Source organism: Burkholderia sp. D-99 (assembly GCF_011605345.1).
Lineage (GTDB): Bacteria > Pseudomonadota > Gammaproteobacteria > Burkholderiales > Burkholderiaceae > Burkholderia.
Window position 1 is genome coordinate 831,722 of the sequence record NZ_JAAOXM010000002.1, and the last position, 26,612, is coordinate 858,333.

The 26,612-nt window shown below is 66.2% G+C and carries 24 protein-coding genes; 14 read left to right on the forward strand and 10 right to left on the reverse strand.

Translation table 11 applies throughout. From position 1 onward, the window contains the following. Positions 1-769: 769 nt before the first annotated feature. Both HAV18_RS10915 and dbpA read left to right on the forward strand, forming a co-directional pair. Positions 770-967: a hypothetical protein gene (locus tag HAV18_RS10915; protein WP_014900532.1), complete on the forward strand. Its 198-nt coding sequence runs from the start codon at positions 770-772 to the stop codon at positions 965-967. A gap of 1 nt (position 968) precedes the next feature. Beyond that, positions 969-2,366, forward strand: a complete 1,398-nt coding sequence (gene dbpA / locus HAV18_RS10920; RefSeq protein WP_166955443.1) for an ATP-dependent RNA helicase DbpA — start codon at positions 969-971, stop codon at positions 2,364-2,366. Positions 2,367-2,528: 162 nt separating this feature from the next. Here dbpA and HAV18_RS10925 read toward each other — a convergent pair whose 3' ends face one another. Beyond that, positions 2,529-3,353 carry a phosphate/phosphite/phosphonate ABC transporter substrate-binding protein gene (locus HAV18_RS10925; protein WP_166955444.1) on the reverse strand — a complete coding sequence of 275 codons (825 nt, stop codon included), beginning with the start codon at positions 3,351-3,353 and terminating at the stop codon, positions 2,529-2,531. A gap of 299 nt (positions 3,354-3,652) precedes the next feature. Between HAV18_RS10925 and HAV18_RS10930 the strand changes: the two genes are divergently transcribed. The 3 genes from HAV18_RS10930 to HAV18_RS10940 all read left to right on the forward strand — a co-directional run bounded on the left by HAV18_RS10930 (position 3,653) and on the right by HAV18_RS10940 (position 6,597). After that, positions 3,653-4,678: a fatty acid desaturase gene (locus HAV18_RS10930; protein WP_166955445.1), complete on the forward strand. Its 1,026-nt coding sequence runs from the start codon at positions 3,653-3,655 to the stop codon at positions 4,676-4,678. Positions 4,679-4,807: 129 nt separating this feature from the next. Beyond that, a complete protein-coding gene (locus HAV18_RS10935; protein ID WP_166955446.1) occupies positions 4,808-5,239 on the forward strand; it encodes a hypothetical protein in 432 nt (143 codons plus the stop codon). A gap of 155 nt (positions 5,240-5,394) precedes the next feature. Next, a complete protein-coding gene (locus tag HAV18_RS10940) occupies positions 5,395-6,597 on the forward strand; it encodes a benzoate/H(+) symporter BenE family transporter (RefSeq protein WP_166955447.1) in 1,203 nt (400 codons plus the stop codon). Positions 6,598-6,631: 34 nt separating this feature from the next. On the opposite strand, the gene HAV18_RS10945 is transcribed toward HAV18_RS10940, so the two are convergent. Next, entirely contained in the window at positions 6,632-7,519 is an 888-nt protein-coding gene (locus HAV18_RS10945; RefSeq protein WP_166955448.1) for an NAD(P)H-binding protein, read from the reverse strand. 370 nt (positions 7,520-7,889) lie between these two features. Beyond that, complete coding sequence (locus HAV18_RS10950) at positions 7,890-8,807, reverse strand: AraC family transcriptional regulator (protein ID WP_166955449.1); 918 nt, start codon at positions 8,805-8,807, stop codon at positions 7,890-7,892. Positions 8,808-8,998: 191 nt separating this feature from the next. Between HAV18_RS10950 and HAV18_RS10955 the strand changes: the two genes are divergently transcribed. Beyond that, entirely contained in the window at positions 8,999-9,196 is a 198-nt protein-coding gene (locus HAV18_RS10955; protein WP_166955450.1) for a hypothetical protein, read from the forward strand. 30 nt (positions 9,197-9,226) lie between these two features. Here HAV18_RS10955 and HAV18_RS10960 read toward each other — a convergent pair whose 3' ends face one another. Further along, positions 9,227-10,180, reverse strand: a complete 954-nt coding sequence (locus tag HAV18_RS10960; protein ID WP_166955451.1) for a LysR family transcriptional regulator — start codon at positions 10,178-10,180, stop codon at positions 9,227-9,229. A 100-nt stretch (positions 10,181-10,280) separates the two neighbouring features. Between HAV18_RS10960 and HAV18_RS10965 the strand changes: the two genes are divergently transcribed. The 3 genes from HAV18_RS10965 (at position 10,281) to HAV18_RS10975 (ending at position 14,209) form a co-directional block, all read left to right on the forward strand. Then, positions 10,281-11,639, forward strand: coding sequence for an NAD(P)/FAD-dependent oxidoreductase (locus HAV18_RS10965; RefSeq protein ID WP_166955453.1), 1,359 nt, complete (start codon positions 10,281-10,283; stop codon positions 11,637-11,639). 324 nt (positions 11,640-11,963) lie between these two features. After that, positions 11,964-12,398, forward strand: a complete 435-nt coding sequence (locus HAV18_RS10970) for a phosphatase (protein ID WP_166955454.1) — start codon at positions 11,964-11,966, stop codon at positions 12,396-12,398. Between the two features lie 179 nt (positions 12,399-12,577). Further along, entirely contained in the window at positions 12,578-14,209 is a 1,632-nt protein-coding gene (locus HAV18_RS10975) for a histidine-type phosphatase (protein ID WP_166955455.1), read from the forward strand. Positions 14,210-14,298: 89 nt separating this feature from the next. Here HAV18_RS10975 and HAV18_RS10980 read toward each other — a convergent pair whose 3' ends face one another. The 3 genes from HAV18_RS10980 to HAV18_RS10990 all read right to left on the reverse strand — a co-directional run bounded on the left by HAV18_RS10980 (position 14,299) and on the right by HAV18_RS10990 (position 16,795). Then, positions 14,299-14,829, reverse strand: a complete 531-nt coding sequence (locus HAV18_RS10980) for a YcxB family protein (RefSeq protein WP_166955456.1) — start codon at positions 14,827-14,829, stop codon at positions 14,299-14,301. Between the two features lie 229 nt (positions 14,830-15,058). After that, entirely contained in the window at positions 15,059-15,739 is a 681-nt protein-coding gene (locus HAV18_RS10985; RefSeq protein ID WP_166955457.1) for an alanyl-tRNA editing protein, read from the reverse strand. 36 nt (positions 15,740-15,775) lie between these two features. Beyond that, the gene (locus HAV18_RS10990) at positions 15,776-16,795 is read right to left on the reverse strand and encodes a sterol desaturase family protein (protein ID WP_166955458.1); all 1,020 of its coding nucleotides are present in this window, start codon (positions 16,793-16,795) and stop codon (positions 15,776-15,778) included. A gap of 93 nt (positions 16,796-16,888) precedes the next feature. Between HAV18_RS10990 and HAV18_RS10995 the strand changes: the two genes are divergently transcribed. After that, on the forward strand, positions 16,889-17,935 hold the full coding sequence (locus HAV18_RS10995; RefSeq protein ID WP_166955459.1) for an AraC family transcriptional regulator: 1,047 nt from the start codon (positions 16,889-16,891) through the stop codon (positions 17,933-17,935). A 74-nt stretch (positions 17,936-18,009) separates the two neighbouring features. Next, positions 18,010-18,315 carry a hypothetical protein gene (locus HAV18_RS11000; RefSeq protein ID WP_166955460.1) on the forward strand — a complete coding sequence of 102 codons (306 nt, stop codon included), beginning with the start codon at positions 18,010-18,012 and terminating at the stop codon, positions 18,313-18,315. Between the two features lie 35 nt (positions 18,316-18,350). On the opposite strand, the gene HAV18_RS11005 is transcribed toward HAV18_RS11000, so the two are convergent. After that, positions 18,351-18,608 (reverse strand): hypothetical protein, encoded by a 258-nt coding sequence (locus HAV18_RS11005; RefSeq protein ID WP_243771602.1) that lies wholly within the window; start codon positions 18,606-18,608, stop codon positions 18,351-18,353. Positions 18,609-19,059: 451 nt separating this feature from the next. Between HAV18_RS11005 and HAV18_RS11010 the strand changes: the two genes are divergently transcribed. Continuing rightward, a complete protein-coding gene (locus HAV18_RS11010) occupies positions 19,060-20,706 on the forward strand; it encodes an EAL domain-containing protein (RefSeq protein ID WP_208101904.1) in 1,647 nt (548 codons plus the stop codon). 97 nt (positions 20,707-20,803) lie between these two features. On the opposite strand, the gene HAV18_RS11015 is transcribed toward HAV18_RS11010, so the two are convergent. Continuing rightward, positions 20,804-21,724 carry a hypothetical protein gene (locus HAV18_RS11015; RefSeq protein WP_166954203.1) on the reverse strand — a complete coding sequence of 307 codons (921 nt, stop codon included), beginning with the start codon at positions 21,722-21,724 and terminating at the stop codon, positions 20,804-20,806. 690 nt (positions 21,725-22,414) lie between these two features. After that, positions 22,415-22,789: a nuclear transport factor 2 family protein gene (locus HAV18_RS11020; protein WP_166955464.1), complete on the reverse strand. Its 375-nt coding sequence runs from the start codon at positions 22,787-22,789 to the stop codon at positions 22,415-22,417. Between the two features lie 103 nt (positions 22,790-22,892). Between HAV18_RS11020 and HAV18_RS11025 the strand changes: the two genes are divergently transcribed. Further along, entirely contained in the window at positions 22,893-23,873 is a 981-nt protein-coding gene (locus tag HAV18_RS11025; protein ID WP_166955466.1) for a LysR family transcriptional regulator, read from the forward strand. A gap of 335 nt (positions 23,874-24,208) precedes the next feature. Then, positions 24,209-26,593, forward strand: coding sequence for a DNA polymerase II (locus HAV18_RS11030; protein ID WP_166955468.1), 2,385 nt, complete (start codon positions 24,209-24,211; stop codon positions 26,591-26,593). Positions 26,594-26,612 lie beyond the last annotated feature (19 nt).

A 26,612-nucleotide genomic window follows, 5' to 3' on the forward strand; every position in this document is an offset into this window, starting at 1 on the left:
CTGCGTCGGCTGCTACATTGCACGTCGCAGCGCTGCCGGTTGTTCGCTGCGGGTCGTTCGCTGCTGGTCGTTCGCTGCTGGTCGTTCGCTGCTGGTCGTTCGCTGCTGGTCGTTCGCTGGCGGTCGTTCGCTGGCGGTCGTTCGCTGCCGGTCTTCCGCTGCCGGCCGTCCGCTGCTGGTCGTCCGCTGCCGGTCATCCGCTGCTGGTCGTTCACTGCTGGTCGTCCGCTACCGGTCGTCCGCTGCCGGTCGTCCGCTGCGGGTCGTCCGCTGCGGGTCATCCGCTGCCGGTCGTCCGCTGCTGGTCGTCCGCTGCTGGTCGTCCGCTGCCGGTCGTCCGCTGCCGGTCGTCCGCTGCCGGTCGTCCGCTGCTGGTCGTTCACTGTCGGTCGTCTGCTACCGGTCATCCGCTGCCGGTCGCTCGCTACCGGTCGCTCGCTACCGGTCGTCTGCTACCGGTCATCCGCTGCCGGTCGTCCGCAACCGGTCACCCGCAAGGTCGCCCACAATGTCGTCCGCTACCAGCCGAACCGCAGCCGATCGCCCCGGCCGCGCGCCCGCTACCGGCCACGCGCGATCAGTCGTCCCCGGCCGCCCGCATCCGCTAGAATTGCGGGCACGCGCGACGCCGTCGCCACCGATCCACCACCCGCATCGACGCGGTCCACGCGACCGCCGGTGCGGCCCGCGCCCAAGCTGCGCGAGTGCCGCACCTCGCTGCCGCGCCCGCCGGGCGCGCCATCAACCGAATTCAGCTGGAGAAATAACCGTGTTTACTTGCCGAAACCAGAGCTGCGGCACGCAGTGGGAGCAGTCCGACGTCGTCATCAAGGACGAAGGCCAGGGGCTGCTGTTCCGCTGCCCGCTGTGCGGCGCACGCAACTACCTCGAGCGCTTCGAGGACGATGAAGGCAACGTCGTCTACGAACAGATGGAAGGCAAGCCTTACCTCGGAGATCTCTCCTGACATGACCCAACCGACCGCCACACCCTTCAGCGCGCTGCCGCTGACGCCCGCCACGCTCGCCAACCTCGCGCAGCTCGGCTATGTCGACATGACGCCGATCCAGGCCGCCAGCCTGCCGATCGCGCTGGCCGGCCAGGACCTGATCGCCCAGGCGAAGACGGGCAGCGGCAAGACCGCCGCGTTCTCGCTCGCGCTGCTGGCACGCCTCGACGCGCGCAGCTTCGACGTGCAGGCGATGATCCTGTGCCCGACGCGCGAACTCGCCGACCAGGTCGCGCAGGAAGTGCGCCGCCTCGCGCGCGCCGAGGAGAACGTGAAGGTGCTGACGCTCTGCGGCGGCACGCCGATGCGCCCGCAGGCGCAGAGCCTCGAGCACGGCGCGCACATCGTCGTCGGCACGCCGGGCCGCATCATGGACCACCTCGATCGCGGCAACCTGAAGCTCGACGCACTGAACACGCTGGTGCTCGACGAAGCCGACCGGATGCTCGACATGGGCTTCTTCGACGACATCGCGAAGGTCGCACGCATGTGCCCGACCACGCGCCAGACGCTGCTGTTCTCCGCGACCTATCCGGACGGCATCGTCAAGCTGAGCCAGCAGTTCCTGCGCAATCCGAAGGAAATCAAGCTCCAGGAGCGCCATGACGACAGCAAGATCCGCCAGCGCTTCTATGAAGTGACGGAGGACGAGCGGCTGCATGCGGTGGGCCAGTTGCTGAACCATTACCGGCCGGTGAGCACGATCGCGTTCTGCAACACGAAACAGCAGTGCCGCGACCTGCTCGACGTGCTGCACGCGCAAGGCTTCCACGCGCTCGCGCTGCACGGCGAGCTCGACCAGCGCGAGCGCGACCAGGTGCTGATCCAGTTCGCGAACCGCAGCTGCTCGGTGCTGGTGGCAACCGACGTCGCCGCGCGCGGGCTCGACATCGCGCAGCTCGAAGCCGTGATCAACGTCGACGTGACGCCCGATCCCGAAGTGCACGTGCACCGCATCGGCCGAACGGGCCGCGCGGATCAGGACGGCTGGGCGCTGAGCCTCGCGAGCATGGACGAGATGGGCCGCGTCGGCGGGATCGAACAGGCGCAGAAGCGCGAAGTCGAATGGCATCCGCTCGCGGAACTGAAGCCGGCCGACGACGGCGTGCTGACGCCGCCGATGGAAACGCTGCAGATCCTCGGCGGGCGCAAGGACAAGATCCGTCCGGGCGACGTGCTCGGCGCGCTGACCGGCGACGCCGGGTTCGACGGCAAGCAGATCGGCAAGATCAACGTGACCGAGTTCTCGACCTATGTCGCGCTCGAGCGCGGCGTCGCGCGCGACGCGCTGCGCAAGCTCAATGCGGGGAAGATCAAGGGCAAGCGGGTCAAGGTCCGCTTGATGGACGAAGAGTAAGCGGCATGGCGGGAGCGGCGCGGCTGGCATGGCTGCGCCGTGGCGCCTTCGCCGAACCTGAACCGGCATCCGGATCTGAATGGCCTCGGGCGACCCACGGTTGTCGCCGCTTCTATCGGCCATCGGGCGGCGCCCTGTCAGGCCGCGCACCGCTCCCGCGCGCTACGCGAGCTCCGGATATCCGTGCGCGGCGGCCTCCCGCGCAAACCGTTCGATCGCCTCGTAGGCATCGGGCGGCAGCCGTTCGAATCCCTTCAGTCTCAGCACGCGCGCGCGCTCCGCATCGGCGGCGACCGCGCGATCGAGCGCATCCTGCCATGCGCCGATCAGCGTTTCCGGCAGCCCGCACGATGCGATGAACGGCAATCCCGGCGCGGAGGCCGTCGTACCGATGATCCGGACGTCCTTCAGCAGATCGGGCAACGCGTCGCCGATATAGGCAAACGTCACGCAGTCGATCGACGCGCAATCGGCTTCGCCCGAAGCCAGCGCACGCAGCACGTTCAGGTGTGAACCGAATGGCGTGACCGATCCGAAAAACCGCCCGTCATGTGCATGCGGCGCCACCGCATGCCGGAGCGCGTTCATCCCGCTGTGTGAATCCTCGCCGTTGAATGCAGCCCGCAGCCCCCGGCAGGCGGCGAGCGTCGTCGCGCCGCCCGCATGGGCGCGCGCCGACACGACCAGCATGCTGCGGTACTGCGCGCCGTCACAGCCGTCCGCATCGAAACACGGTGTCGCGATCAATCGCACGTCGTCGCGCAAGCCCAGCATCCGGTACGGGTAGCCGCAGGTCTGCGACAGCAGCAGATCGCCCCGCCGCCACAGCGCGTGCAGGTCGCCGAACGGTTCGTCAGGCAGCGCGACATCGGCGGGCCCGCCCGCGTTCGCGAACGCGGCGAGCGCGTCGCGCAGCAGCGCGCGCCACAGCACGGCGTGGCGCGGCGTCACGTTGTACATCGGCAGGGCGGCGATCCATTGGCTCATCCGGGCATTCTACGCAGCGACGGCGACACAGCGGAACCCGGTTCATCCCGCCGAAAATGGGGCACGACCGTCATGCCGCGCGCCCGAAGCTTATCGGCCGCGCGACGATAAGCAATTGCGAATCGATTGGTTGGCCGTGCCGTGCGATCCCGGTACCGTCGTGATGCCTGCCCGAGCATCGCCATCGTCGCGATACCGGACAGGCCGACCGTGATCCGCGAGACACCTGCGCACCGGGCCGAGCGCACCGGTTCAACCGCTCGTTCCCCGCACTGCCCGTTCAATCCTGCCTCAACGCCATGGCCGAATACTTCGACGTCGACCACGCGCGTGCGATCGCCGCGCTCCACGCCCGCTTCACCGCCCGCACCGAATGGCCGACCTGGCTGCTGGTCGCCGCGATCTACGGCGGCTGGCTCGCCGTGCTGCTGCTCGTGCGCGAACGGACCCTGTCGCTCGCGGCCGCGACGCCGCCGCTGATCCTGCTCGGCGCATGGCACCTGTCGCTACAGCACGAGCTGCTGCACGGCCATCCGACGCGCTCCGCATTCGTGAACAAGCTGCTCGGCTATCCGCCGCTGACGGTCTGGTATCCGTACACGCTGTATCGCGACACGCATCTCGACCATCACCGCGACGAAGACCTGACCGTGCCGGGCGTCGATCCCGAAACGAACTACGTGACGCGCGAACGCTGGGCGCGGCTGCCGCGCTGGCGCCGCGCGCTGACGGTCGCGCGCAAGACCTTCATCGGACGCATCGTCGTCGGGCCGCCGCTGAGCATCGCCGCGACGTTCGCCGATGCGTGCGCCGGGTTCCGGCGCGGCGACTTCCGCTACCTGCCGATGTGGGCGACGCACGGCGCCTGCGTGGCCGCGCTGCTCGCGTGGCTGCAATGGGCGATCGGCGTGCCGTGGTGGTACTACCTGCTGGCCGTCACGTGGCCCGCGCTGTCCCTCGCGATGATCCGCTCGCTGTACGAGCACCGCGCCGCGCGGCATCCGAAGGCACGCATCACGATCAACGAAGCCGGCTTCGCGATGCGGCTGCTGTACCTGAACAACAACTACCACCTCGTCCATCACGACCTGCCGAAGCTACCGTGGTACGACCTACCGCGCGCGTACCGGATGCGACGCGACGCGTATGGCCGGAAATGCGGCGGCTTCGTGATTCGCGGCGGGTATCGCGAATTGCTCGCGCGCCATGCGTGGACACCGACCGATACGCCCGTGCATCCGTTCGACCAGGGCACGGCGTCGCTGTCGACGGGGAGCGGCGTGAAGGTGGCGGTGGTCGACAAGGTGCTGCAGATCAGTACGTGACGGGCGGTCGATTCCCGTCGCGGCTTGCGCGCCACGTCGATCCCACCGCTCCGATACAACATCGACATTGCTTCCGGTAGAGTCCCCCGATGTCACGAACCACGGGAATCCGGTAGAGGAGTGTCGATCATGAACACACAGGGCGCGAAATCTCGCGAGCGCATCGGGCTACGGAATGTTCTGGCGGCCATGCTGCTCGCCCTGCTTCCACTGCCTGGATTTGCGGAAGGCACAGTCGGATTCAACGAAGACATTCTCCCGCTGTTCCGCGACAAGCCGACGTTGGAGCGCTTCGTGCTGGCGACTTTCGAGATTCGCGGAGCCCCGGTGGGCATTCGCATCGCGGGCGACGCCATCCCCGGCCTGTCGGGAGCACGAGTCGGCCCCTATACGGTGCCCGTCAACTGGAGCGACCACGGCAGGCCCGTTGCCGCCACGCTGACGATCTACACGACGCAGGTCTTCTACGACAGCCACGGCCGCACGCTCGAAGGCGATCTGAAAGAAGCGGTCAAGGTGGTGGAGCAAGTCGATTCAATCTCCGTCGATCCTGCTCGCTAGCGGCCATAATATTACAAAATGCCGACAGCGCCGATCGTCTCCCCCGCGCATTGCCAAGTGAGCCGCCAATGCCCAGAATGGCGGCTCGTCCGGGGCTTCCAACAATCATTCGCCCCGGCTCTGTCCCCGGCCACGCGCCGCATGCCCCCACGACGATGCAACCGAACACCCCGCCCGGCGCAATCCGCGCGATCGGCAACGACTGGTCCGTTTCCGCGATTACCGCCGGCTTTCTCGCGGTACTGATTTCCTACGCGGGCCCGCTCGCGATCTTCTTCCAGGCGTCGCAGGCCGCGCACGTGTCCGATGAAATGGTGTCGTCGTGGGTCTGGGCGATCTCCATCGGCGCGGGCGTATCGGGCCTGTTCGCGAGCTGGAAGATGAAGGTGCCGGTCATCACCGCGTGGTCGGCACCCGGCACCGCGCTGCTCGTCGGCCTGTTTCCGCAACTGACGCTCAACCAGGCCGTCGGCGCCTACATCACGGCCGCGCTGATCATCCTGTTGATCGGCGTCACCGGCTATTTCGACCGGCTCGTGCGTCACATTCCGCGCGGCATCGCGTGCGGGATGATGGCCGGCATCCTGCTGCCGTTCGGCACGCATGCATTCGCCGCCGCGTCGGAGCAGCCCGCGCTCGCGTTCGGGATGATCGCGGCCTACGTGATCTTCAGGCGCCTGCTGCCGCGCTACAGCATCGTGCTCGTGCTGCTGACGGGCGCCGCGCTGGCGACGGCGCTCGGGATGACGCATCTCGGCAACGTGTCGCCGAGCATCGCGCACCCGATCTTCATCGCGCCCGAATGGACACTCGGCACGACGCTCAGCCTCGCGCTGCCGCTCGTCGTCGTCAGCCTCACCGGCCAGTTCCTGCCGGGCATGACGATCCTGCGCGTGTCCGGCTATCACACACCTGCGCGCCCGATCATCACGGCGACCAGCGTGATGTCGCTCGTGGTTGCGTGCTTCGGCGGGATCACGATCGTCGTCGCGGCGATCACGGCCGCGCTCTGCACCGGCAAGGACGCGCATGAGGATGCGGGCCGGCGCTACGTCGCCGGCCTCGCGAACGGTGTGTTCTACCTGGTCGGCGGGCTCTTCGCGGGCACGATCGTCACGGTGTTCTTCGCGCTGCCGAAGGCGTTCGTCGCGATCCTCGCCGGGCTCGCGCTGATCGGCGCGATCGGCGCGAACGTGCACGGGATCTTCGAGGACGAGAATCACCGCGAGGCGTCGCTGATCACGTTCCTCGCAACCGCATCGGGCATGACGTGGCTCGGGCTCGGCTCCGCGTTCTGGGGAATCGTGATCGGGTCGCTTTCGTATGCTGTACTGAACAAGGTGCGGCGGGCGACGTGATGCGCCACGCGCGCACCGCTCGCCGCCACGGCGATCAGCGCGCGTGCTGGCGCACCAGTTGCGCGAGCGCATCGGTCAGCGTCGTCGTCCCGTAAAGCCGCTCCGACACGCCCGCCTCGACGTCGATCTGTCCGGCGTTGTGCACGTCGTAGAGATCGACGATCAGTTGTGCGTGGCCTTCGCTGAGGCCCGCGCGCAATAGCGTCGCAGTCCACGTGTCGCGTGGCAGCTCATGCGCGACGATCACGCGGCCGGCTGCCGCGCCGAGCGTATCGACGATCGCGGTCACGCTCACCCGCCTCGGTCCTTCGACGCTGACGATGCGCGGCCCGTTGCCGCCCTCGGGCACGTCGAGCAGCAGCCGGGCCGCGACGACGCCCACATCGGGCGCCCAGACCGTCGGGAACACCTTGCCGACCGGATGGTGGAAGCTAGGCAGCACACCGGTGCCGAGCGCGACCGGCAGGATCCGCGTCCAGTTCTGCAAATGCTCGGCCGAACGCAGCAAGGTCAGTTGCGTCGGGATCGCCTTCAACCGCTCCTCGAGGTGATGAAACAGACGCGTGATGCCCGTGTTGCCTTCACGCTCCGCGCCGTAATCCGACAGTGCGAGCAGCACGGGCGGCGGGTTTGCGGCGAGTGCGGCGGTCGCGACGTCGATCGTACGCGTCATCGTCGCCGCCGGATCGGGGTCGGCGACGGGCACCGGGCACAGTATCTGTACGGCCTGTGCGCCGTCGATTGCAGATGCGACCGCGTTGGCGTCGGTCAGCTCGGCGATCACGACGTCGCAGCCGAGCTGCACGAAACGTTCACGATGGCGTGCGTCGCGCAACACCGCGCGCACGGGATGGCCGGCGTTGCGCAAGGCCGTCACGGTCGACAGGCCGACATTGCCTGATGCTCCGAATATCACGAACACGATTCGCTCCTGGGGGGATGAAGGTGCGGTGATTGTCAGGTTGCGTGGCCGGAGCGGCGCGCAGGGAGGGATGAATGGAGCAGGAAAGGATGACGGATTAACTGGCGGCCTTCATCTGCCATGTGCCGTATGCGTTGCGTGCTGCGCCACCGGTCACTTCGAATCGTACGATCTGCCGACGACGAACAGCTGCACCCATCGATGGTCGAGCCGTCCACCCAGCGCGCTGCGCTTCAGCAGGCCCGTCGAGACGAAAGGCGATGAGCTAGCCGCCGGATAAAGGTAAGCGCGACAATCGTCCAACAGCCTGTTGGACGATTGTCCGGAATCGGCCGCGACACCCCACGTCCCGCTCGGCGCCATCACGCCGTCATACCGTACTCCCGCTGCCGTCACCGTCATACGCAAGCCGCAAGCCGCAACCCGCCCCTGACCGCGCAATCTCCGTCGGTGTCGCACCCAGCACGCGATTCATCCAGTTCGCCATGTGGCTCTGGTGCGCAAAACCGGCTTCGAGCGCGATCTGGCTGATGCTGAGCCGGCCTTCGAGCAGCAACGCCTTCGCCCGCTCGACCCGGCGCCGCACGACGTACTGGTGCACGGGCATCCCGAGCGTTTCGCGGAACAGCACCTTGAAATGCGGCACGCTGATCGACACGATCGCCGCGAGTTCGGCAAGCGTCATGCGCCGCTCGAGGTTCGCCTCGACATAGTCGATCACGCGCGCCGCCGCCTTCGGTGCAAGCGTGCGCCGGCGCCCGCGAAACGCCGGCTGGCCATCGACCAGCCGCGCGACAAGCGCCGTGCACAGGCTTTCCGCATAGAGCGGATCCGACGCATCGTCCGCTTCGAGTTCGGCCGCCATCGCCCATGCGATGTGCTGCAGGCGAGGATCGCGCACCTGCAGCCTGCGGCGGATCTGCGCCTGCGACGGCTTCAGTTCGAGGTGCTCGAAAGTGCGCCGCACGAACGTGTCGCTGAGCATGATGTGCAGGATCCGGCAGTCGGCGCTGTCGGTCCACTGGCCGGGCAGGCCGGCCGGAATCACGTCGACGTCGCCATGCGCCTGGATGCGCGACACGCGCTCGCCGTCGCACACGCATTCCGCGCGAACGGGCCCGCCGATATGCACACCAATGCGATGATGGTCGGCCGCCGGAATCCGGTATGTGCCGGCGCGAATGTCGAGCAGCGCCGCGCCGAAGCCCCGCCAGCCGAGCCCGCGGCTGGAACGCAAGCTGACCGGGACGCCGTTGTCCGGCGGCGCGGCGAGAATCGGGTCGCTCATGGCTTGGCTCCACCAGATCGTGTGTCGAACGCGCATTGTGACGCGTTTTCGGCCGGCGTGCCTCGCCTGCGGGGCCGCATCCTGCCGCACAAAAAAAGATCATCCGTTTCTGCTCAGGACGATCCTTGCGTGCGCGCCGGCGAGCGCCACGCCGCTTACGATGGCCCCATCCGACTCCTACGGAGCCCGTCATGCCCCATTCCCGCCCGCAGTGCGCGGCCTTCGCCGCCGCTTCGCCGTCCGGCGCCGCGCGCCTTCGTTCCAGCGCCGACTCCCGCAACGACCGCACCACGCTCGCCGCCTGGTTTCTGCGCATCGTCGGCTGGTACCGGCTCGAACGGCTGCTCGCGTCGATCCCCGACAGCAACGACGATTTCGGGCTCGTCTGACCGACCGGACGACCGGCCGGCGTCGTCCGCTTACTTGCGCCGCCGCTCGTGCGGCGCCACCGTCGCGCCGTCGATCACCGGTGCGCCCTGCTTGATCAGGAAATCGCGGAACAGCCCCGTGACCTGCGAAATGCGCCGGTCGGCGAGCGTGACCACATACCATTCGCGCTCAATAGGGTTGCCGGGGAACGGCAGTTGCCCGAGCAGCCCGGTGCGCAGTTCGAGTGCACACGCGTGCAACGACAGGAACGCGATGCCGAGCCCCGCTTCAGCCATCTGCTTGATCGCTTCGTTGCTCGACAGTTCGGAGCCCACATGAAAGCGATAGCCCCCCGTCTTGAACAGGTTCTCGACCGTCGAGCGCGTACCCGCGCCGCGTTCGCGCACGAGCAGGTGCGCGGATTCGAGATCCTTCAGCGAGATGCGCTTGCGCTGCATCAGCGGATGGCCCGGCGCCGCGACGAACACCATCGGATGCTTCGCGAACTCCACCGCATGCGTACGCAGTTCCTTCGGCGCGCTGCCCATCACCGCGAGATCGATTTCATGCGTCGCGAGCATGCGGATGATGTCGTCACGATTTCCAACCTTGAAATAGGTCTTCACATGCGGACGCGTCGCGGTGAATTTCACGAGCAGCGGCGGAATCAGGTACTCGGCCGTCGTGATCGCGCCGATCCGCAGCGTGCCGCCGAGATCGCCCGTCAGCGCGGCCACTTCGTCGCCGGCCTCGCTCCACAGATGCAGGATTTCGCGCGCATAGCGCGACACGATCTCGCCGGCCGCGGTCAGTTGCACGCCACGCCCCACCCGCTGCAGCAAAGCGGCGCCCACCGCCTCCTCGAGCAGGCGAACCTGCAGCGACACGGCCGGCTGCGTCAGGTTCAGCTCCTCGGCCGCCCGCGACACGCTGCCGAGCCGCGCAATCATGTCCAGCGCCTTCAACTGCCGGAACGTCGCGGTCTTTCCTATAAGTGAATACATATGAGTCGCTTATAAACATTAAATTGTTCGCGTTGGTTCGAAACTATATCGTCGGTTCTTGAGCAATGTCATCCGAATCGTCATTCAGCGGGAGCCCAACATGGACAACACCACGCCCAACCTTGCAACGGACCGCGCACCGCGCCTGCCGCGCATCGTAATCGTCGGCGGCGGCGCCGGCGGCCTGCACCTCGCCACGCGTCTCGGCGATACGGTCGGGCGCCGCGGTCAAGCCGAAGTCGTGCTCGTCGACCGCTACCCGACGCACTTCTGGAAGCCGCTGCTGCACGAAGCCGCATCGGGCCATCGCGACCCGGCCTCCCACACGATCGAATACGCGGCGCAAGCGAAGCGCCATGGCTTCCGCTTCGTGCAGGGCGCGCTGCAGCGGGTCGACCGCGCGGCACGCACGGCGACGATCGAGGCGGTGCATGACGCGGACGGCACGGAGATCCTGCCGCAGCGCGAGCTCGGCTATGACGACCTCGTGCTCGCCGTCGGCAGCGTGACGAACTTCTTCAACGTACCGGGTGCGGCACGCCATGCGCTGCCGCTCGAGAACCTCGACCAGGCCGAGGATTTCCGCCGGAAGTTCCTCGCGGCCTGCACGAAGGCGAATCACCTGGCCGAGCAGCAGCCCGCGCGGCGGGCGGCGCCGATCTGCATCAACGTGATCGGTGCGGGCGCGACGGGCGTCGAGCTGGCAGCGGCATTGCGGCATGCGATCCAGCAACTGACGACGTACCGCTTCAAGGCGCTGGTGTCGGCCCGCGACGTGCACATCCGGCTGATCGAAGGCGGCCCGCGCATCCTGCCGGCGCTCGACGAGCGGCTGTCCGCGAAGATGCACGCGCAGTTGCGCGCGCTGAACGTCGACGTGCTGACCGATACCCGCGTGGCGGAAGTCGGCGCGGATGCCGTGACGACCGCGACGGGTGAACGGCTCGCGAGCGACATCACGATCTGGGCGGCCGGCGTGGCAGGGCCCGCGCTTCTGCGGCAGATCGGCGACATCGCGCTCAACCGGTCGAACCAGGTAATCGTGACCGATACGCTGCAGACGCCGGACGATCCGCACGTGTATGCGTTCGGCGACTGCGCCGCGTGCCCGACGGCCGGCGCGAGCGGCTTCCTGCCACCGCGCGCGCAGGTCGCGTACCAGCAGGCCGTGTATCTGGTCAACGCGTTCGCGCGCCGTGTCGCCGGCAAGCCGGTGGCCGGCTTCACGTTCCGCGATGCAGGCACCGTCGTGTCGCTCGGGGATGCGGGCGCCGTGTATCAGGCCGACCTCGGCGTGCGTTCGCGCTCGCTGATCGTCGACGGGCTCGCCGCGATCGGCCTGTACAAGTTCCTGTATCGCAAGCACCTGTTCAGCGTGGTCGGCGTGAAGCGCGCGCTGTTCCAGTCGCTGAGCCACTGGCTGCAAAGCCGCAACCAGCCGTCGATCAAGCTGCACTGATCGACGACCGGCACCCGGCGTCACACAACGGCATATCGGGCGCACATCGCCCGATATGCCGTTTTTTTATATGCATATAACGGTTGCATCCACAACGTGCTCGAATCTGGTGCATCACATCGAAGGCCGTCGATGCGATGCATGTCGCACGAGAAATGCCGCGCGACCCGCATCCCGCGCCGGTTCTGGCTCGCCCGCCTACTCATTAGCCAAACAGTATAGGTCGGATAAAAATATTAATTGGTCGCGTTTTCCGGATCGACGCTAAGGTGTGTGGCATTCCCGTCGGCGAACGGATCATCACGTCTCTGAAGAGGAATCACCGTGGTTATCGAAGCCATCGTCACCCGTCTCGACGCTGCATTCGCGCAAATCGAAGCAACACCGGATTCGCACGAATCGCGCCATCAACGCGACGCGATCATCCAGTGGCTCGACCGGGCATCGGAAGAAGGATATCGACTCGGTCTCGTCACGACGCTGCCGGCCGCACGGCTCAGCGACATGTTCGAAGGCCAGTTCGGCCGCGCGAATCTCGACCGCTTCTCGGTCGTCGTCACGGACGCCAATCAGCAGGACTCCCGATCGAACCAGCATCCTTACGACGTCGCGCTGCAGGCACTCGGCGTGCCACCCGAACGCGCATTTGCGATCGCGAGCAGCGAACCGGAGCGCCGCGAAGCCGAGCATTTCGGCCTCTCGCGCTGCGTGAACATCACCGACACCGTGCGCTCGATCGCGTCGGCCGGGCTGCACTGAACGCCGGCACACGGGCTGGCGGCAGCCGGCCACCCGCGATCCGGCGGCAATCCGACGATTGCCCGACCGCATCCTGACATTCTGCTGTCAAAGTCGCTTGCAACACTTCCGGGCTTGACCGATCCCTCCCGGAAACGGGACGACGCGAACCCGCGTCGCCCCGCCCGTTGCACGCCACGATGACACGCCCGATCCGCACCGCCACCGCCACCGCCCTCGCCGTTGCCTGCCTGCTGCTCGCCGCTTGCGGCGGGGAAGACTCGACACCGCCCGCGGCCTCTGCCGACAACAGCGGCTCGACGCCCGCACCGCAACCGCAGCCGCAACCCCGGCCCACGCCGGCCCCCGCGACCTATTACCAGACGAAGACGCCCTACCGTCCGCAGCAGGACGCCGCGACGTACGAAGCGCCGCCCGCCGGCTACGCGCCCGTCTACACCGAACTCGTCGCGCGCCACGGCTCGCGCGGGCTGTCGGGCTTCAAGTACGACGGCGCGATCTACGCGATGCTGGTCAAGGCCGAGGCCGACGGCGCGCTGACCGCGCTCGGCGCGCAACTCAAGGCCGATACGTACGCGATGATGAAGGCCAATGCGCTGCTCGGCTATGGCGTGGCGGGCATCTCGACACCCGGGTACGGCAACCTCACGCAAACCGGCATCCGTGAACACCAGCAACTCGCCGCGCGCCTCGCGCAGCGGTTGCCTGCGCTGTTCGCGGCCGGCAACCGGCAGATCGTCGTCGTCAACTCGGGCCAGGATCGCGCGGTCGACAGTTCGACCTATTTCTCCGCGTCGCTCGTGGCCGCGCAGCCGGCGCTGGCCCCGGCGATCACGCTGCCGGCCGCGCCATCCGGCTATCCCTCGAACGCGCCGGTCGCCCAGCCGGCCGGCACCAACCGTTTCCTGCTGTATTTCCACTCGCTGAAGCCGGCCACCGACCTCGTGACCGATGCGGGCAATCCGTACTACGCGACCTACCAGGCGAGCCAGGCTTACCAGGCCTATGCGAACGACGCGACGGTTGCCGCGAAGCTCAAAGCGATCAAGGCCGCGCCGCAGGCGGCCGAGGTCGCGCAAACGGTACTCGCCGCGCTCGTGTCGCCGGCCTTCATCGCGAAGCTCGGCACCGATGGCTACACGTTCGCGAACACGGGAACCTATGCGTTCACGTCGGCGGACGGCAAGTTCACCAACACGCTGAAGGGCGACGGCAAGACGAAGATCGCGACGGCCGTCGAAGCGGTCAACGTGCTGTACAACCTGCTGCAGGTCGCGCCCGCGATGACGGCAGAAACCGGCGGTGTCACGATGGAGAAGTACATCGGCGCGGAGCAGGCGCAGTATCTCGCGTATCTGCAGGATGCCGAGGACTACTACCAGAAGGGGCCCGGCATCCAGGAAGCGAACCCTGTCACGTACCGGATGGCGAAGGTGCTGCAGGACGATTTCTTCGGCGAAGTCGATGCGATCGCGCGCGGCGACCTGACCCGCGCCGCGAAGCTGCGCTTCACGCATGCGGAGATCGTGATTCCGTTTGCGTCGATCATGAACCTGAAGAACGTGTTCGTGCCGACGCCGCAAGCGCAGACGTACACGTCCGCGAACAACCCGTGGCGCGGCGACAAGGTATCGCCGATGGCCGCGAACATGCAGTGGGATGTCTATCGCAACGGGTCGCGGCTCATCGTGAAGATGCTGTACAACGAGCGCGAAACGGATTTCCAGGCTGCGTGCGACGGCGCGAAGATCGCGCCGGGGAGTCACTTCTACGACTACGCGGGGTTGAAGCAGTGCTACGGGTATCAGTAACGTGACGCGGGCATCGCATCGTGCGACCAGCCCGTTTCGCAACCCGGGCGAAGCACCGCGCCGGGTTTCAGGGTGTGCGCACCGGCCCGCTAGATCTTGCGGACGCCGTTCTGTAGCAGCGTCCGTCGCAGGAGGTCCACCTGCGACGCCGCAAGCGCCCGCTTCGGTATGAGGCGGAACATCACCGCCGACTGATAAAGCAGGATCACGTAACGATCCTCGCTCCAGTGAACAAGATCCGCAAAGCGAAATTCCTCGTGCGAAGTCGGGGATTCGACGATGAAGCATTCGCTGCGCCAGATGACCGTGTGCGGCTGATGGAGGGTCTTTTGCTGGCTGTATATCTTGCGAGCGACACGACGCATTACCAGATGGTAGAGCAGCGGCACACCGATCGTGACCACCGCCGCGATTCCCGCGATCCACCAGATATTGCGCCATTCCGGCAACGCGCCGCTTGCCACCCGGAAGCCGCCGAACAATAGGACGACGTACACAATCGACATGATCGCGAATGTCCTGAGCAGATTTTTCCAGTTGTATCTGCGCCAGAGATTCAGGCGGTAAGCGTGGACCAGATCGTCCACGGTCGGTTGAAACACGATATCGGTATCGCTCATGCGCGGGCTCGGAATGTTGGCTGTTTTTATGCTGGCGCTGGATCTTTCACCGCGCGCGCCACGATCCGGACAGCCGGCGACGCGTGCGCAGGGCGACCTGCAAACGAAGCCACGCGAAATCGCCGGCCAATCGATGCATGGATCGCCAATATACATGCGCGGAACCAGAGCCTTGCCGAATCGCGTATCGGCGACGACATTCAACCTTTCGAACGTGCGCTTCCGACGGTCACGCGACCCGCTCGCCCCGATGCCCGCCGGCACTCTCCGGCTCGGCCAGCATGACCTCGATCCGCTCCTTGCCCTTCCCGGTATTTCTGCGCTTGAGCGTCAGCGTGCCGATCTCGCCGGTCGACGCCGGATGCGTGCCGCCGCACGCCATCGTCGCGAAGCCGTCGACCGTCCAGTATCTGCGTTGCGCGTCGACATCGCTGAAGTCGGTCACGATGCGCAGGTCGCGCATCGACAGATCGGCCGCCGCCGATTCGATCTCGGGAAAGAGCGGTGCCACGCTCGTGTCGCTCGCGAAGTCGATGCGCGCCTTGTCCTGCCCGATATGCGCGCCGATGCGTTCGATGCCCGGCCTGAGCCGATAGACCAGCTGCAGCACCATTTCAGCCGCGAAGTGCAGACGCATCAGCCGGTATCGCCGCGCCCAGTCGATGCGCCAGGTCACGCGATCCCCGACGCTCAGCGCATGATCGCGCGGCAGCGTATAGACAATGTCGAGACCCTGCTTGTCGGCCTGGATGACCGGATAGCCGCCGAGCGACCCCGCGTCGCTTTCCTGCCCGCCTGAAAACGCAAAGAAGATGGTCGCGTCCACCTGCACGCGATCGCCGTCGACGCGGCTGACGACCGTATCCAGCGTGGTCCGGTAGGGATCGTCCCAGAATACTTTCTTCGTCATTGCCCGCCGCGCCTTTCGCCGAGGAAAGCACGCAGGTTAGCCGGATCGCGTCCGGGTGGCTTGTACGATCTTGCGCCCGGCTGCGTCGTCGCCAGGCGCAACGTGCGGCGCCGGCGCGGTCGCGGCTCCCGCCTCGTCCTTGCGCTCGACGCTCCACGTGTGGATCGGCCGATGCCCCGGCCGCTCCCACTCGGGCGGCATCCACAGATGCTTCAGCCGCTGCATGATCGGCCCCGGCGCGAACACGTCGCGCCACATGTCGACGAATTCGTGCAGGTTCAGCACCAGGAAGTTGTACGAACGAATCTGCTGCGTGATCCCGTAGTCGACCGGCTCCGTTTCCTCGACATAGGTGCCGAACAGGCGATCGAAGATGATCAGCACGCCACCGTAGTTCCTGTCGATATAGCGCGGGTTGCGGCCGTGATGCGCGCGATGGTTCGACGGCGTGTCGAACACGTACTCGAACCAGCGCGGCAGCCGCCCGATCGCTTCGGTATGCACGAAGTACTGGTAGGCGAGATCGACCGCAAGCAGGAACAGCACGACAGCAGGCGGGATGCCGAACCAGACCGGCGGCAGGTAGAACACGAACACGCCGACGAACGCGTTCAGCAGCGACTGCCGCATCGCCGTCGTGAAGTTCATCACTTCACCGCTGTGATGCGGCACGTGCGCGGCCCAGAACCAGCGCACGCGGTGCGACGTGCGATGAAACCAGTAGTAGCAGAACTCCACGACAACGAAGATCGGCACGATCGTGAAGCCGTTCACCGGCACGTCGAACAGCCGGTGCCGGTAGACCCACGCGAAGATCGCGCCCGTGAACAGGAGCCCCATCACGGTCTCGGCCACCTGATAGCCGGCGCCGAGCGACAGGTTCGCAACGATCTCCTTCCAGCGAAACGGGTCACGGCGGCCGCGCCGGGTCATCACCGCGTATTCGATCGCGAACGCGATCAGGAAGACCGGCGTCATGCCGATCAGCAGCACCTGCTTCCAGTCCACGTCGTTACCCAGGAACGCATGGAGCCACGTCATCCACTCGGTCGGCATGTTGCGGCCTCGATCAAGAATTGATCGGCAGTATGGTCGCGCACGGGTCGCCCCGCGTTGACACTTGCCGACGATTACTTGACACTTTCCGCCATGCCCGCCGCCTCCCCGCTATCGACGCAGCGCGTCTACTACTCGAGCACCTACGTGCGGCTGCTGTTCGACTATCTGTCCGAGCAGGGCAGGGACGCCGCGCGCGTGCTCGGCGAGGCGCGGCCTCCCGAGGACGACCGCGGCCTCACGCTGTACGCGAGCGCGCACTGGCGGCGCCTGCTCGAATGCGCGGTGCGCGCGCTCGACGATCCACTGCTCGGCCTGCACGTCGGCCAGCGGATCACGCCCGCCCACCTCGGTGCGCTCGGCTACGCACTGCATGCGTGCCGCGATGCCGGCGCCGCGCTCGCGCGCTGGCAGCAATACGAACACCTGATCGCGAACGTCGCACGCATGGAAGTGCGCGTCGAGGTGACATCGGTCGCGATCGAATGGCACGACGCGCCCGAGCCGCTCGGCCCGCTCGTCGACGAAGTCGCGCTCACGGCCATCGTGCAGTTCGCACGCAATATCACCGGCACGCGTGACGGGCCCGACGAGGTCTGCTTCATGCATCCGTCGCCCGGCGACGAACGGCCGTACGTCGATTATTTCGGCTGCCCGGTGCGGTTCGGCCAGCCGGTGAACCGCCTCGCGTTCCCGCTGCACCTGCTCACGCAGCCGCTGCGCCAACCGGATGACGCGCTGCTGCAGATGATGGAACGCCAGGCGAGCACGCTGCTTGCCGAACTGCGGCAGACGGACGATCTCGAACAGTCGGTGCGCGAAGCCGTCGCACGCCTGCTGACGCAAGGCGAAGCGAGCATCGAACAGATCGCGTCGGACCTGCATGTGTCGTCGCGCACGCTCCATCGGCGGCTTGCCGAACTCGGGCTCAACTTCCGGATACTGCACGAGGACACGCGGCGGCGGCTCGCGATCGACCACCTGAACGATCCGCGGCTGACCCTCGCAGAAGTCGCATGGCTGCTCGGCTATTCGGAGCACAGCGCATTCACGCGCGCCTTTCGGCGCTGGACCGGCGAATCGCCGCAACAGTGGCGTAGCCGGCAACCTGCGCGCGCAGCGAACGTCGCACGCGGCTGAGCGCGGCTCGCAACCGTGCCGCCGACGAACTCGCGTCCGCCCGCGCGGTCGAACGAGCATCGCCGGAGAATCCCATGAAACGCGTTGCCCCTGTCGTTGTCCTGACCCTGCTTGCCGCCGTCAGCTTGCCGGCAGCCGCCGGCGCAACATCCGGCAGCGCCGAGCCGGTTCCCGTTCAAGCGCACGCGAACAACTGCGTGCCGTCCCGCAACGCCACGACCGACACCCGCTCGCCGTCGAAGGCGCCGCCGATCCGCGTATGCGTCAGCGATTCCAATACGCAACTGAACCTGCCGTGGTTCCTGACCGACGTCCTCACCGCGGTGGATACCCACCAGTCGGCTGGCGACCTGCTACGAAAGATGCGCAACGATTTCTGAATCGCGGCCGGCGAGACGCACCGGCGCAGCATCGCTCATTCACCACCGGATTCCTGCAGCACCTGCATGAACGCGCTGGCGGCGCCGGCTCGCATCGCGGGGGCGGCAATGCTGAGCGGTAGCGTCAGCAAATTCTTTCGTTCACCTTTCAAAAGCAGCCCATGCTCGCCACTGATGGTGTCGTAGCACGGCGTACCGCGTGACGTGAGCGCGCGATCGAGCAGGCAATGGCGGGCTTGCCCGTTCACGGCCATCCGGATCCACGCGAGCCTCCGTCGGTTGCGCTGCACCATCGGTCGCGATGACCGAAGCCACGGTATTTTTTTCATCCGGACGCTAAGGCGAGACGCGCGACCGTATCGCGTGGCGACCGATTGCAGGCCGCCGGCAGGCCGGCGAAGACAGCATCTCGAAAGAATGTTTCTCGTCGAGACACAATGACAAAACTACACCAATTGTTGAATAACAATATTTCGTAATCTCTCATCACATCTTATACTTGCCGCGCACCATCCTCGTGCCAAGAGACGGTGTTTTTCGTCCCGGCCGCAAGACCATGCGGCCGGGGGTTTTTTCGGTGCGCGACGCCAATATATATGCACTGCATACGCATGTTCATAGAGGCAAGCCTCGGAATGAACGGCCGATTGCGACGGGGTTGCCGCAGAGGCCCGTTGCGACCGTAGAATCGATCGCATCGCGACACCGGCGCGCACAGCGCATTGCCCGAACGGGGCATGATGCATGCGCGCCGCTGGTGTATCGACCGGTTCGACTTGCCTCTCCCAACACACAACACCCAAGGCGACCGCGGGAATGTCGGCGTTCACGCCAGGCTCGAAGCCAGTTTTCCAGCGCAGCGGCGCGTGGCCGCGGGTTGTCTTTTTCGTCGCCGTAATCGTTTGCGTGCTCGTGCCGGCATTCGCGATCGCGCTGGCCGACCGATACGCGCGCGATACCGTCACCGAGCATGAACGCGTGGTGGCAAACGACATCGTGGCATCGGTGGACCGCATCCTGGACGGTGCGCGCCTGCGACATGTGGACGAACTGACCGCGCTCGTCGGGCGGCCGTGCGCGACGGTATTCCGGACGCTCGCCGAAATCGGCACGCGCCTGCGCTACCTGCGCGCCGTTGCGCTGGTGAACGACGGCCGCGTCATGTGCTCGTCGGCGCTGGGGGCGATCGACTTGCCGCTCGGCGCATACACACACGAGCCGGAGCCGGGAACGACGCTCGTCACGCTGCTGCGCCAGACGCCGTTCCAGCAGGGCATTCCGGTGCTGCCCGTGTTCTACGCCACCGCGCCCGGCGCGGGCGTGCTCTACCTGATCGAAGGTGACTACGTGGCCGACGCGCTCGCGCACGGCGCCCGCTACGGGACGGAAACCGCGACACTGTCGATCGCGGGTTCAGGCCATCTCGATCAGCACGGAAAATTCACGCCGGAATCGGCCGCGGAACCCGCCGGCGGAAGCACGATCGCGTCGCCCCGCTGGCCGTTCACGGTGTCTGTTGCCGCATCCGCGCACTATGCGTCGCAGGTCCGGCAACACTATCGGCTGATCGGCATCACGATCGTGCTGCTGGCGGACGGCCTCGTGATGGCGGCCTACCTGCTGGCCATGGCACCGCGTCGGCTGTTGCTGAAGGCCGTCCGCAACGCGCTCAGGCGCGACGAGCTCCATGTCGTGTACCAGCCGATCGTCGAGGTTGGAACGCGCAGGACCGTCGGCGTCGAAGCGCTGCTGCGCTGGGAGCATCCCAAGTGGGGGGCCATCAGCCCGGCCGTGTTCATCCCGCAGGTCGAATCGAGCGCGGTGCTGCCGAAAGTGACCGAATTCGTGCTGCGGACAGCCGTGTCGGAACTGTCCGCGCTGACGCCGTCGATGCCGCTGCGCATCGCCGTCAACATCGCGCCGAAGGATCTCGAGCGCACGCGGTTCGTGTCCGTCGTCGAGGATGCGATCCGCGCGCTGCCGCCCGGCTTTACGCTGGTGCTCGAAGTCACCGAGCGCATCCTGCTCGAGAAGAATGCGCGAACCACCGCGATCTTCCATGCGTTGAGAGCAAAAGGCGCGAAGTTCGCGATCGACGATTTCGGCACGCATCACAGCAATCTCGACATGCTGTCGCGCTTTCCGTTCGACTACGTGAAGATCGACCGGCAGTTCGTCTCGCAACTGAACGGCGGCAGCGCGGGGTTGATCGAGGGCATCGCGTCCGTCGCGCATCACTACGACCTGAAGATCATCGCGGAGGGCGTGGAAACGGAAGCGCAGCATCGTGCGCTGCATACGGTCGGGATTCAGTACGCGCAGGGGTATCTGTATCAGCGGCCGCAGCGGGTGGAGAATCTGAAGCGCGATGTCGGGTGGGTGTCGGTGTAAGGTCCTGCGTCGGTGCGTGCGACCGACGCGCACGCTACCGAATCACCGTGGGTCGTCTTGTCGAGCAAGCGGATCACGCCGTATCCGCTTGCGGCTTTCATGACGACGGCATGCCTTGCGACGGTTCAGCAGTCTCGCGACGCGCAGCGGCATAGAACACGCGGAACCACACCCAGTAGGCCACGCCGGTTACGGCGAGAACGACGATCGGCATCATTCCGGACATCAAACTGACGATCCCGAGCACGTCGCCCAGCACGCGCAGCACCGCATAAGCCAGCAGCAAGACCGATACCATCGACGCAAGCGACGCCCCCAGCAGACGCCAGACGTGCAGTCGGCCGAGATCGCGAGGCAGGCCGAACATCGCGCCTGCGAAGACGATCGCGGCGGGAACAACCATGCCCCCGACGTAGTTCAGCATCACGAGCTTGAGATCATCGTCAAAATGATCGAGCAGCATCAGCACTGCCTGCGGCATGAAGACCAGCAATACGCTGGCAAACAACCAGGCCGCGAGACCCGCAATGCGCCGCCGGGCATGACCGCGCGGCGCCCCGGGCAACACTTCGTTGCGGAACAGGTGGGTGACGAACCACCACGCCAGCCAGGCCACGAGCGCATAAAGGGCGGCATTCAGCGGGGCCATGATCGTCACGATTTGCGTCAGGCTGAGGACACCGCCGCTCAATATTTTCACCTGCGCCTGGAATACCAGTATCTGCGCGGCCTGCCAGACCAGCAGGCACAACGCAAAGGCCGTCAGCGGCAACGCGGGGCGACGGAATGCGAGCTGATCCCGAGACTCTCCATGCCATCGGACAATCAGGAAAACCAGGCCGCTTCGAAACACCAGGCTCCCGATGAAACTGGACAGTTGCACAGCCAGCACACTCACGGGCAGCGAAGACTTCGTCGACCACACGTAGAGGCCGATCAGAAACTGCGCCGCGGTAATGACCGCCGCGATGAGCGCGGCGGCACCGGGTAACGAGATTTGCCGGGAGGGTGAGTTCATGGGGAGTCCGGGGTGAATGAGTTCGTCGGCAATGCGTGCGGCGGCAAACTTCCAGGCAAACTGGACGGCCAGCCGGATTCAATCGGGATCAGTGGATGCGTGTAGTGTTGCGGCCGATTGCCTTCGCTCATGTCGAGCGATAGGCGTGTCGACTACAGAATGGGGGCGTTGATCCGCGGCGATCGGAAACGAGGCCGACCAATTCAGGTCGAGATACGCGATGCGCTCCCATGCAGCTTGCTCGATGTATCGGCACATCGCCGCGACCGATGCGATGCGAGGCGGCCCGGCGCTCCGGCGGAGTATTGGAGCATGACTGCCAGGCCGGGTATTGAACGCGAGAAGCGGCTCCTGCCGAGCCGGCCCTTCCGCAATTGCTTCGACCGCGCGGTGCGCATTCATGGCGCCTCTCTCAGAATGATGTTGTTCTTGACCGGCGATTCTACGAACGATGATTCTGCGACGTCAATCAGGCGGGATTCAAATAATTGAAAACCTGAATCTGCCGCTCATGCTCATGATTGCCGTCAGCCATCACGCGCCAGTGCTGGACTACGACGTCCGGAGCGCCTTCCGCCCGTGCTCCAATGCCGCTGCAGCGTGCTCGTCTGGGCCTACGGGCATCACGCGGTCATCAGGCGACATCGAATATCCGCATCGACGAACGCATCGCCCGGCGCGCGCGGCGCGTCAGTCAAACGTACACACCACGGCAGACGCCTTGGTTGCGATCAACCAGTTGCCATCCACCTTATGCATGACGAAGTGATCGTTGAACAGCCGGCTTCCGATCCGCACCCGCACCGTCGCCGTTGAAAGGCCATCCGAGACATGCTCCATCGAGAGAATCGCCTCGTCCCTGGGCGCGCCGGTCGATCGCGGACTCGGCCTACCGTCGATGAGCGCCGCATACTCCTGCGACGACAGGGTGCGCAACCGCCCTTCATCCAGCCACTGAATCATGCAGCTTGGGTGAAAGACTTTGTTGAAGTCACGGCTCTTCGGCTCATAGGCCAAATTGAAGTAGTCGTCGATCAACGCGACTACGGCTTGGGTCTGGGTCATGGCTGGCTTTCCTCGATAGTGAACCGCTCGTATAGTGAGCGCTCCTCCCCGCCCTCGGCTACGGCGACCCGGTTATCGCTGCCATTACAGGAAAACATGGATCATGGAAGACCTCGATGGAGGACTGGTAAGCGGCTTGCTCGTCCTTGCAGCCCTGGCCGAATCGGGGAGCTTCGGTCGTGCCGCCTCCCGTCTGGGCAAGACCCAGCCTGCGGTCAGTCGCGCGATCCAGCGACTGGAGGATCGCCTGCGCGCGAAGCTCGTGCATCGCACCAGCCGCCACGTCGAAGTGACGGACGCAGGCCATGCGCTGTTGTCGAAGGTGCTGCCGTTGCTCCAGGGGATCGAAGAGGCGACCGTCGGCGCTTCCAACCAGACCTCGGTCGTCAACGGCACGCTCCGTGTGGCGTGCGATGCCGTATTCGCCCGCCTCGTGCTGGCGCCGGAGCTGGCCCAGTTCATGAAGGATCACCCCGCGCTTCACCTGAAGCTGGAGACCAGGAACGATCTCTCGGACCTGGTCAGCGACGGCTTCGATCTCGCCATCCGGTTTGGCCCCCCATCCGTTTCAACCTTGGTCTGTCGAAGGCTATACAGCCCGCGGGTGCTGACTGTCGCCGCGCCGTCCTACCTGGAGCAACGCGGTCGGCCGAGGTCGCCGCAGGATCTGGTCGACGATGGCCATGAATGCATCCTGGCCATCGACCCGGCTACCGGCAGACCCTTCGACTGGGAGTTCTGGCGTGACGGCGAAAAACTGAAAGTGGCCGCGAGCGGGAACCTGACCGTCACGGATGCGGGCACCAAGATCGGCGCCTGCGTTGCAGGCTTCGGGATCGCTCAGGTGATCGACCTCGGAATCGACACGCACCTGCGTGCGGGCACACTGGAGCCGGTTCTGACGGACTGGTGCGACGAGACGTTCCCGCTTTACGTCTACTACCCCAGTCGGAACCACGTTCCGGCCAAGGTAAGGGCGTTCATCGACTTCGTCGTCGGGATGATGCCCAGGCTACGGTCGAATGGCCATGTCGCCTGCCAGCAGCAGCCGTCAGCCGTGCTCGAAACGCTGCGTCGCGAGTAGTCTCCTTCTTTCCGTCGCGCGCCTGATCTACCGACTTGACCGTCATCGCCATGTCCTCGCTTCCATTGCGTTGCGCGGCCAACATACGACGGTCGCTTCATCTTCTCATCGACACGTCCCCGGTCGGAACCGAAACGGCGCCCTCCTTCGCCTGCCCCCGGAGCTGGCGCACCTGCCGTCGACAGCCTCGAGAAACCGGGACGCCAGCCGGCACGCGGAAGATCGCGCATCGCCCGATGGCTTCCTGCCACCTGTTGCCACGCGCTCCCCCATCGGCACGGCCTCCATTCAAGCGCTAAAATCCGCGGCCTGGGCATTCACGACGAGCAAGCGTTTTGACGGCGTTCGAGCAGGGTTTCATCCTCACCCGCCACTGGCGGGACACCGCATCCGGCATCGAGATCGAGTTCTGGCTGGCAACCGAACACGGTCCGCGCCGCGTACGGTTGCGCCCGCAGGAAGCCGTCGCGTTCCTCCCGGCCGAACAGCAGGCGCTCGCCGAACGCACGCTGGCCGGCGAGCACGATGCCGAGTTGCGCCCGCTCGCGCTACGCGACTTCCGGCAGCGCCCCGTCGTCGGCCTCTATTGCAAGCGCTACCGCCACCTGTCCGGGCTGCAGAAGCGCCTCGCCGCGGCCGGCGTCGACGTCTACGAAGCCGACGTGCAGCCGCCCGATCGCTACGCGATGGAGCGCTTCATCACCGCGTGCGTGCAGTTTCGCGGCCAGCCCGGCCGCGACGGCACGCTCACCGGCGCCGAGCTGAAAACCGCAGACGGCTATCGCCCGGCGCTGCGCTGCGTGTCGCTCGACATCGAAACCAGCGTTCACGGCGAGCTGTATTCGATCGCGCTCGAAGGCTGCGGGCAGCGGCAGGTCTACATGCTCGGCCCGCCGAACGGGGCAGACAGCGATGAAGCGGGCGCCGCCGACTTCCGCCTCGACTACTGCGACAGCCGGCCCGCGATGCTCGCGCGGCTCAACGAATGGTTCGACGAACACGACCCCGACGCCGTGATCGGCTGGAATCTCGTGCAGTTCGACCTGCGCATCCTGCATGCGCATTCGGAGCAATACGGCATCCCGCTGAAGCTCGGGCGCGGCGGCAGCGTGCTCGACTGGCGCGCGCACGGCCAGCAGCCCGATCACTTCTTTGCTGGCGCGGCCGGCCGGCTGATCCTCGACGGCATCGACATGCTGAAATCCGCGACGTGGACGTTCCCGTCGTTCAGCCTCGAATACGTGTCGCAGGCGCTGCTTGGCGAAGGCAAGTCGATCGACAATCCGTATCAGCGGATGGACGAGATCCAGCGCCGCTTCGATCACGACAAGCCGGCGCTCGCGCGTTACAACCTGAAGGACTGCGAGCTCGTCACGCGCATCTTCGACAAGGCGGACCTGCTGTCCTTCGCGCTCGAACGCGCGAGCGTGACGGGCCTCGCGGCCGATCGCACCGGCGGGTCGGTCGCGGCCTTCACGCACCTGTACCTGCCCCGCATGCATCGGCTCGGCTATGTCGCGCCGAACCTCGGCGACGTGACGGGGCAAAACAGCCCCGGCGGCTTCGTGATGGATTCGCGCCCCGGGCTGTACGACTCGGTGCTCGTGTTCGACTACAAGAGCCTCTATCCGTCGATCATCCGCACGTTCCTGATCGATCCGGTCGGGCTGATCGAAGGGCTCGCGAATCCCGGCGACGACGCATCGGTGCCCGGCTTTCTCGGCGCGCGCTTCTCGCGTACCGCGCACTGCCTGCCCGATATCGTGCGCCGCGTATCGGAAGGCCGCGACGACGCGAAACGGCAGCGCAACGCGCCGCTGTCGCAGGCGCTGAAGATCATCATGAATTCGTTCTACGGCGTGCTCGGCTCGACGGGCTGCCGCTTCTTCGACCCGCGCCTCGCGTCGTCGATCACGATGCGCGGGCACGAGATCATGCACCGCACACGCGAGCTGATCGAAGCGCAGGGCTACGAAGTGATCTATGGCGATACCGATTCGACCTTCGTGTGGCTCGGCCGCGCGCACGACGACGACGCAGCCGGCGCCAAGGGCCGCGCGCTCGTCGAGCACGTGAACCGCTGGTGGCACGCGCACCTGCGCGACCACTTCGGGCTCGAGAGCGCGCTGGAGCTGCAGTACGAGCGGCACTACCGCCGCTTCCTGATGCCGACCGTGCGCGGCGCGGAAGAAGGCAGCAAGAAGCGTTACGCAGGCCTCGCGGCAGCGGCAGACGGCGGCGAGGATCTCGTGTTCAAGGGGCTCGAAACGGTGCGCACCGACTGGACGCCGCTCGCGCAGCGGTTCCAGCGCGAGCTGTATCGGCGCGTGTTCAACCGCGAGCCGTACCAGGATTTCATACGCGACACCGTGCGGCGCACGCTGGCCGGCGAATTCGACGACCAGCTCGTCTACCGCAAGCGCGTGCGCCGGCCGCTGCGCGAATACGAGCGCAACGTGCCGCCGCACGTGCGCGCGGCCCGGATCGCCGACGAATTCAACCACGCGCAGGGCCGGCCGCTGCAGTATCAGCGCGGCGGCTGGATCAGCTACGTGATGACGACGGCCGGCCCCGAGCCGCTCGAAACGATGCGCTCGCCGATCGACTACGCGTTCTACCTGAGCCGCCAGTTGCAGCCCGTGGCCGACGCGATCCTGCCGTTCCTGCGCGACGATTTCGAACGCGTGATCTCCGGGCAGGGGCAGTTGTTTCAGGAATAGCGGTGCCATGTCGGGCCTG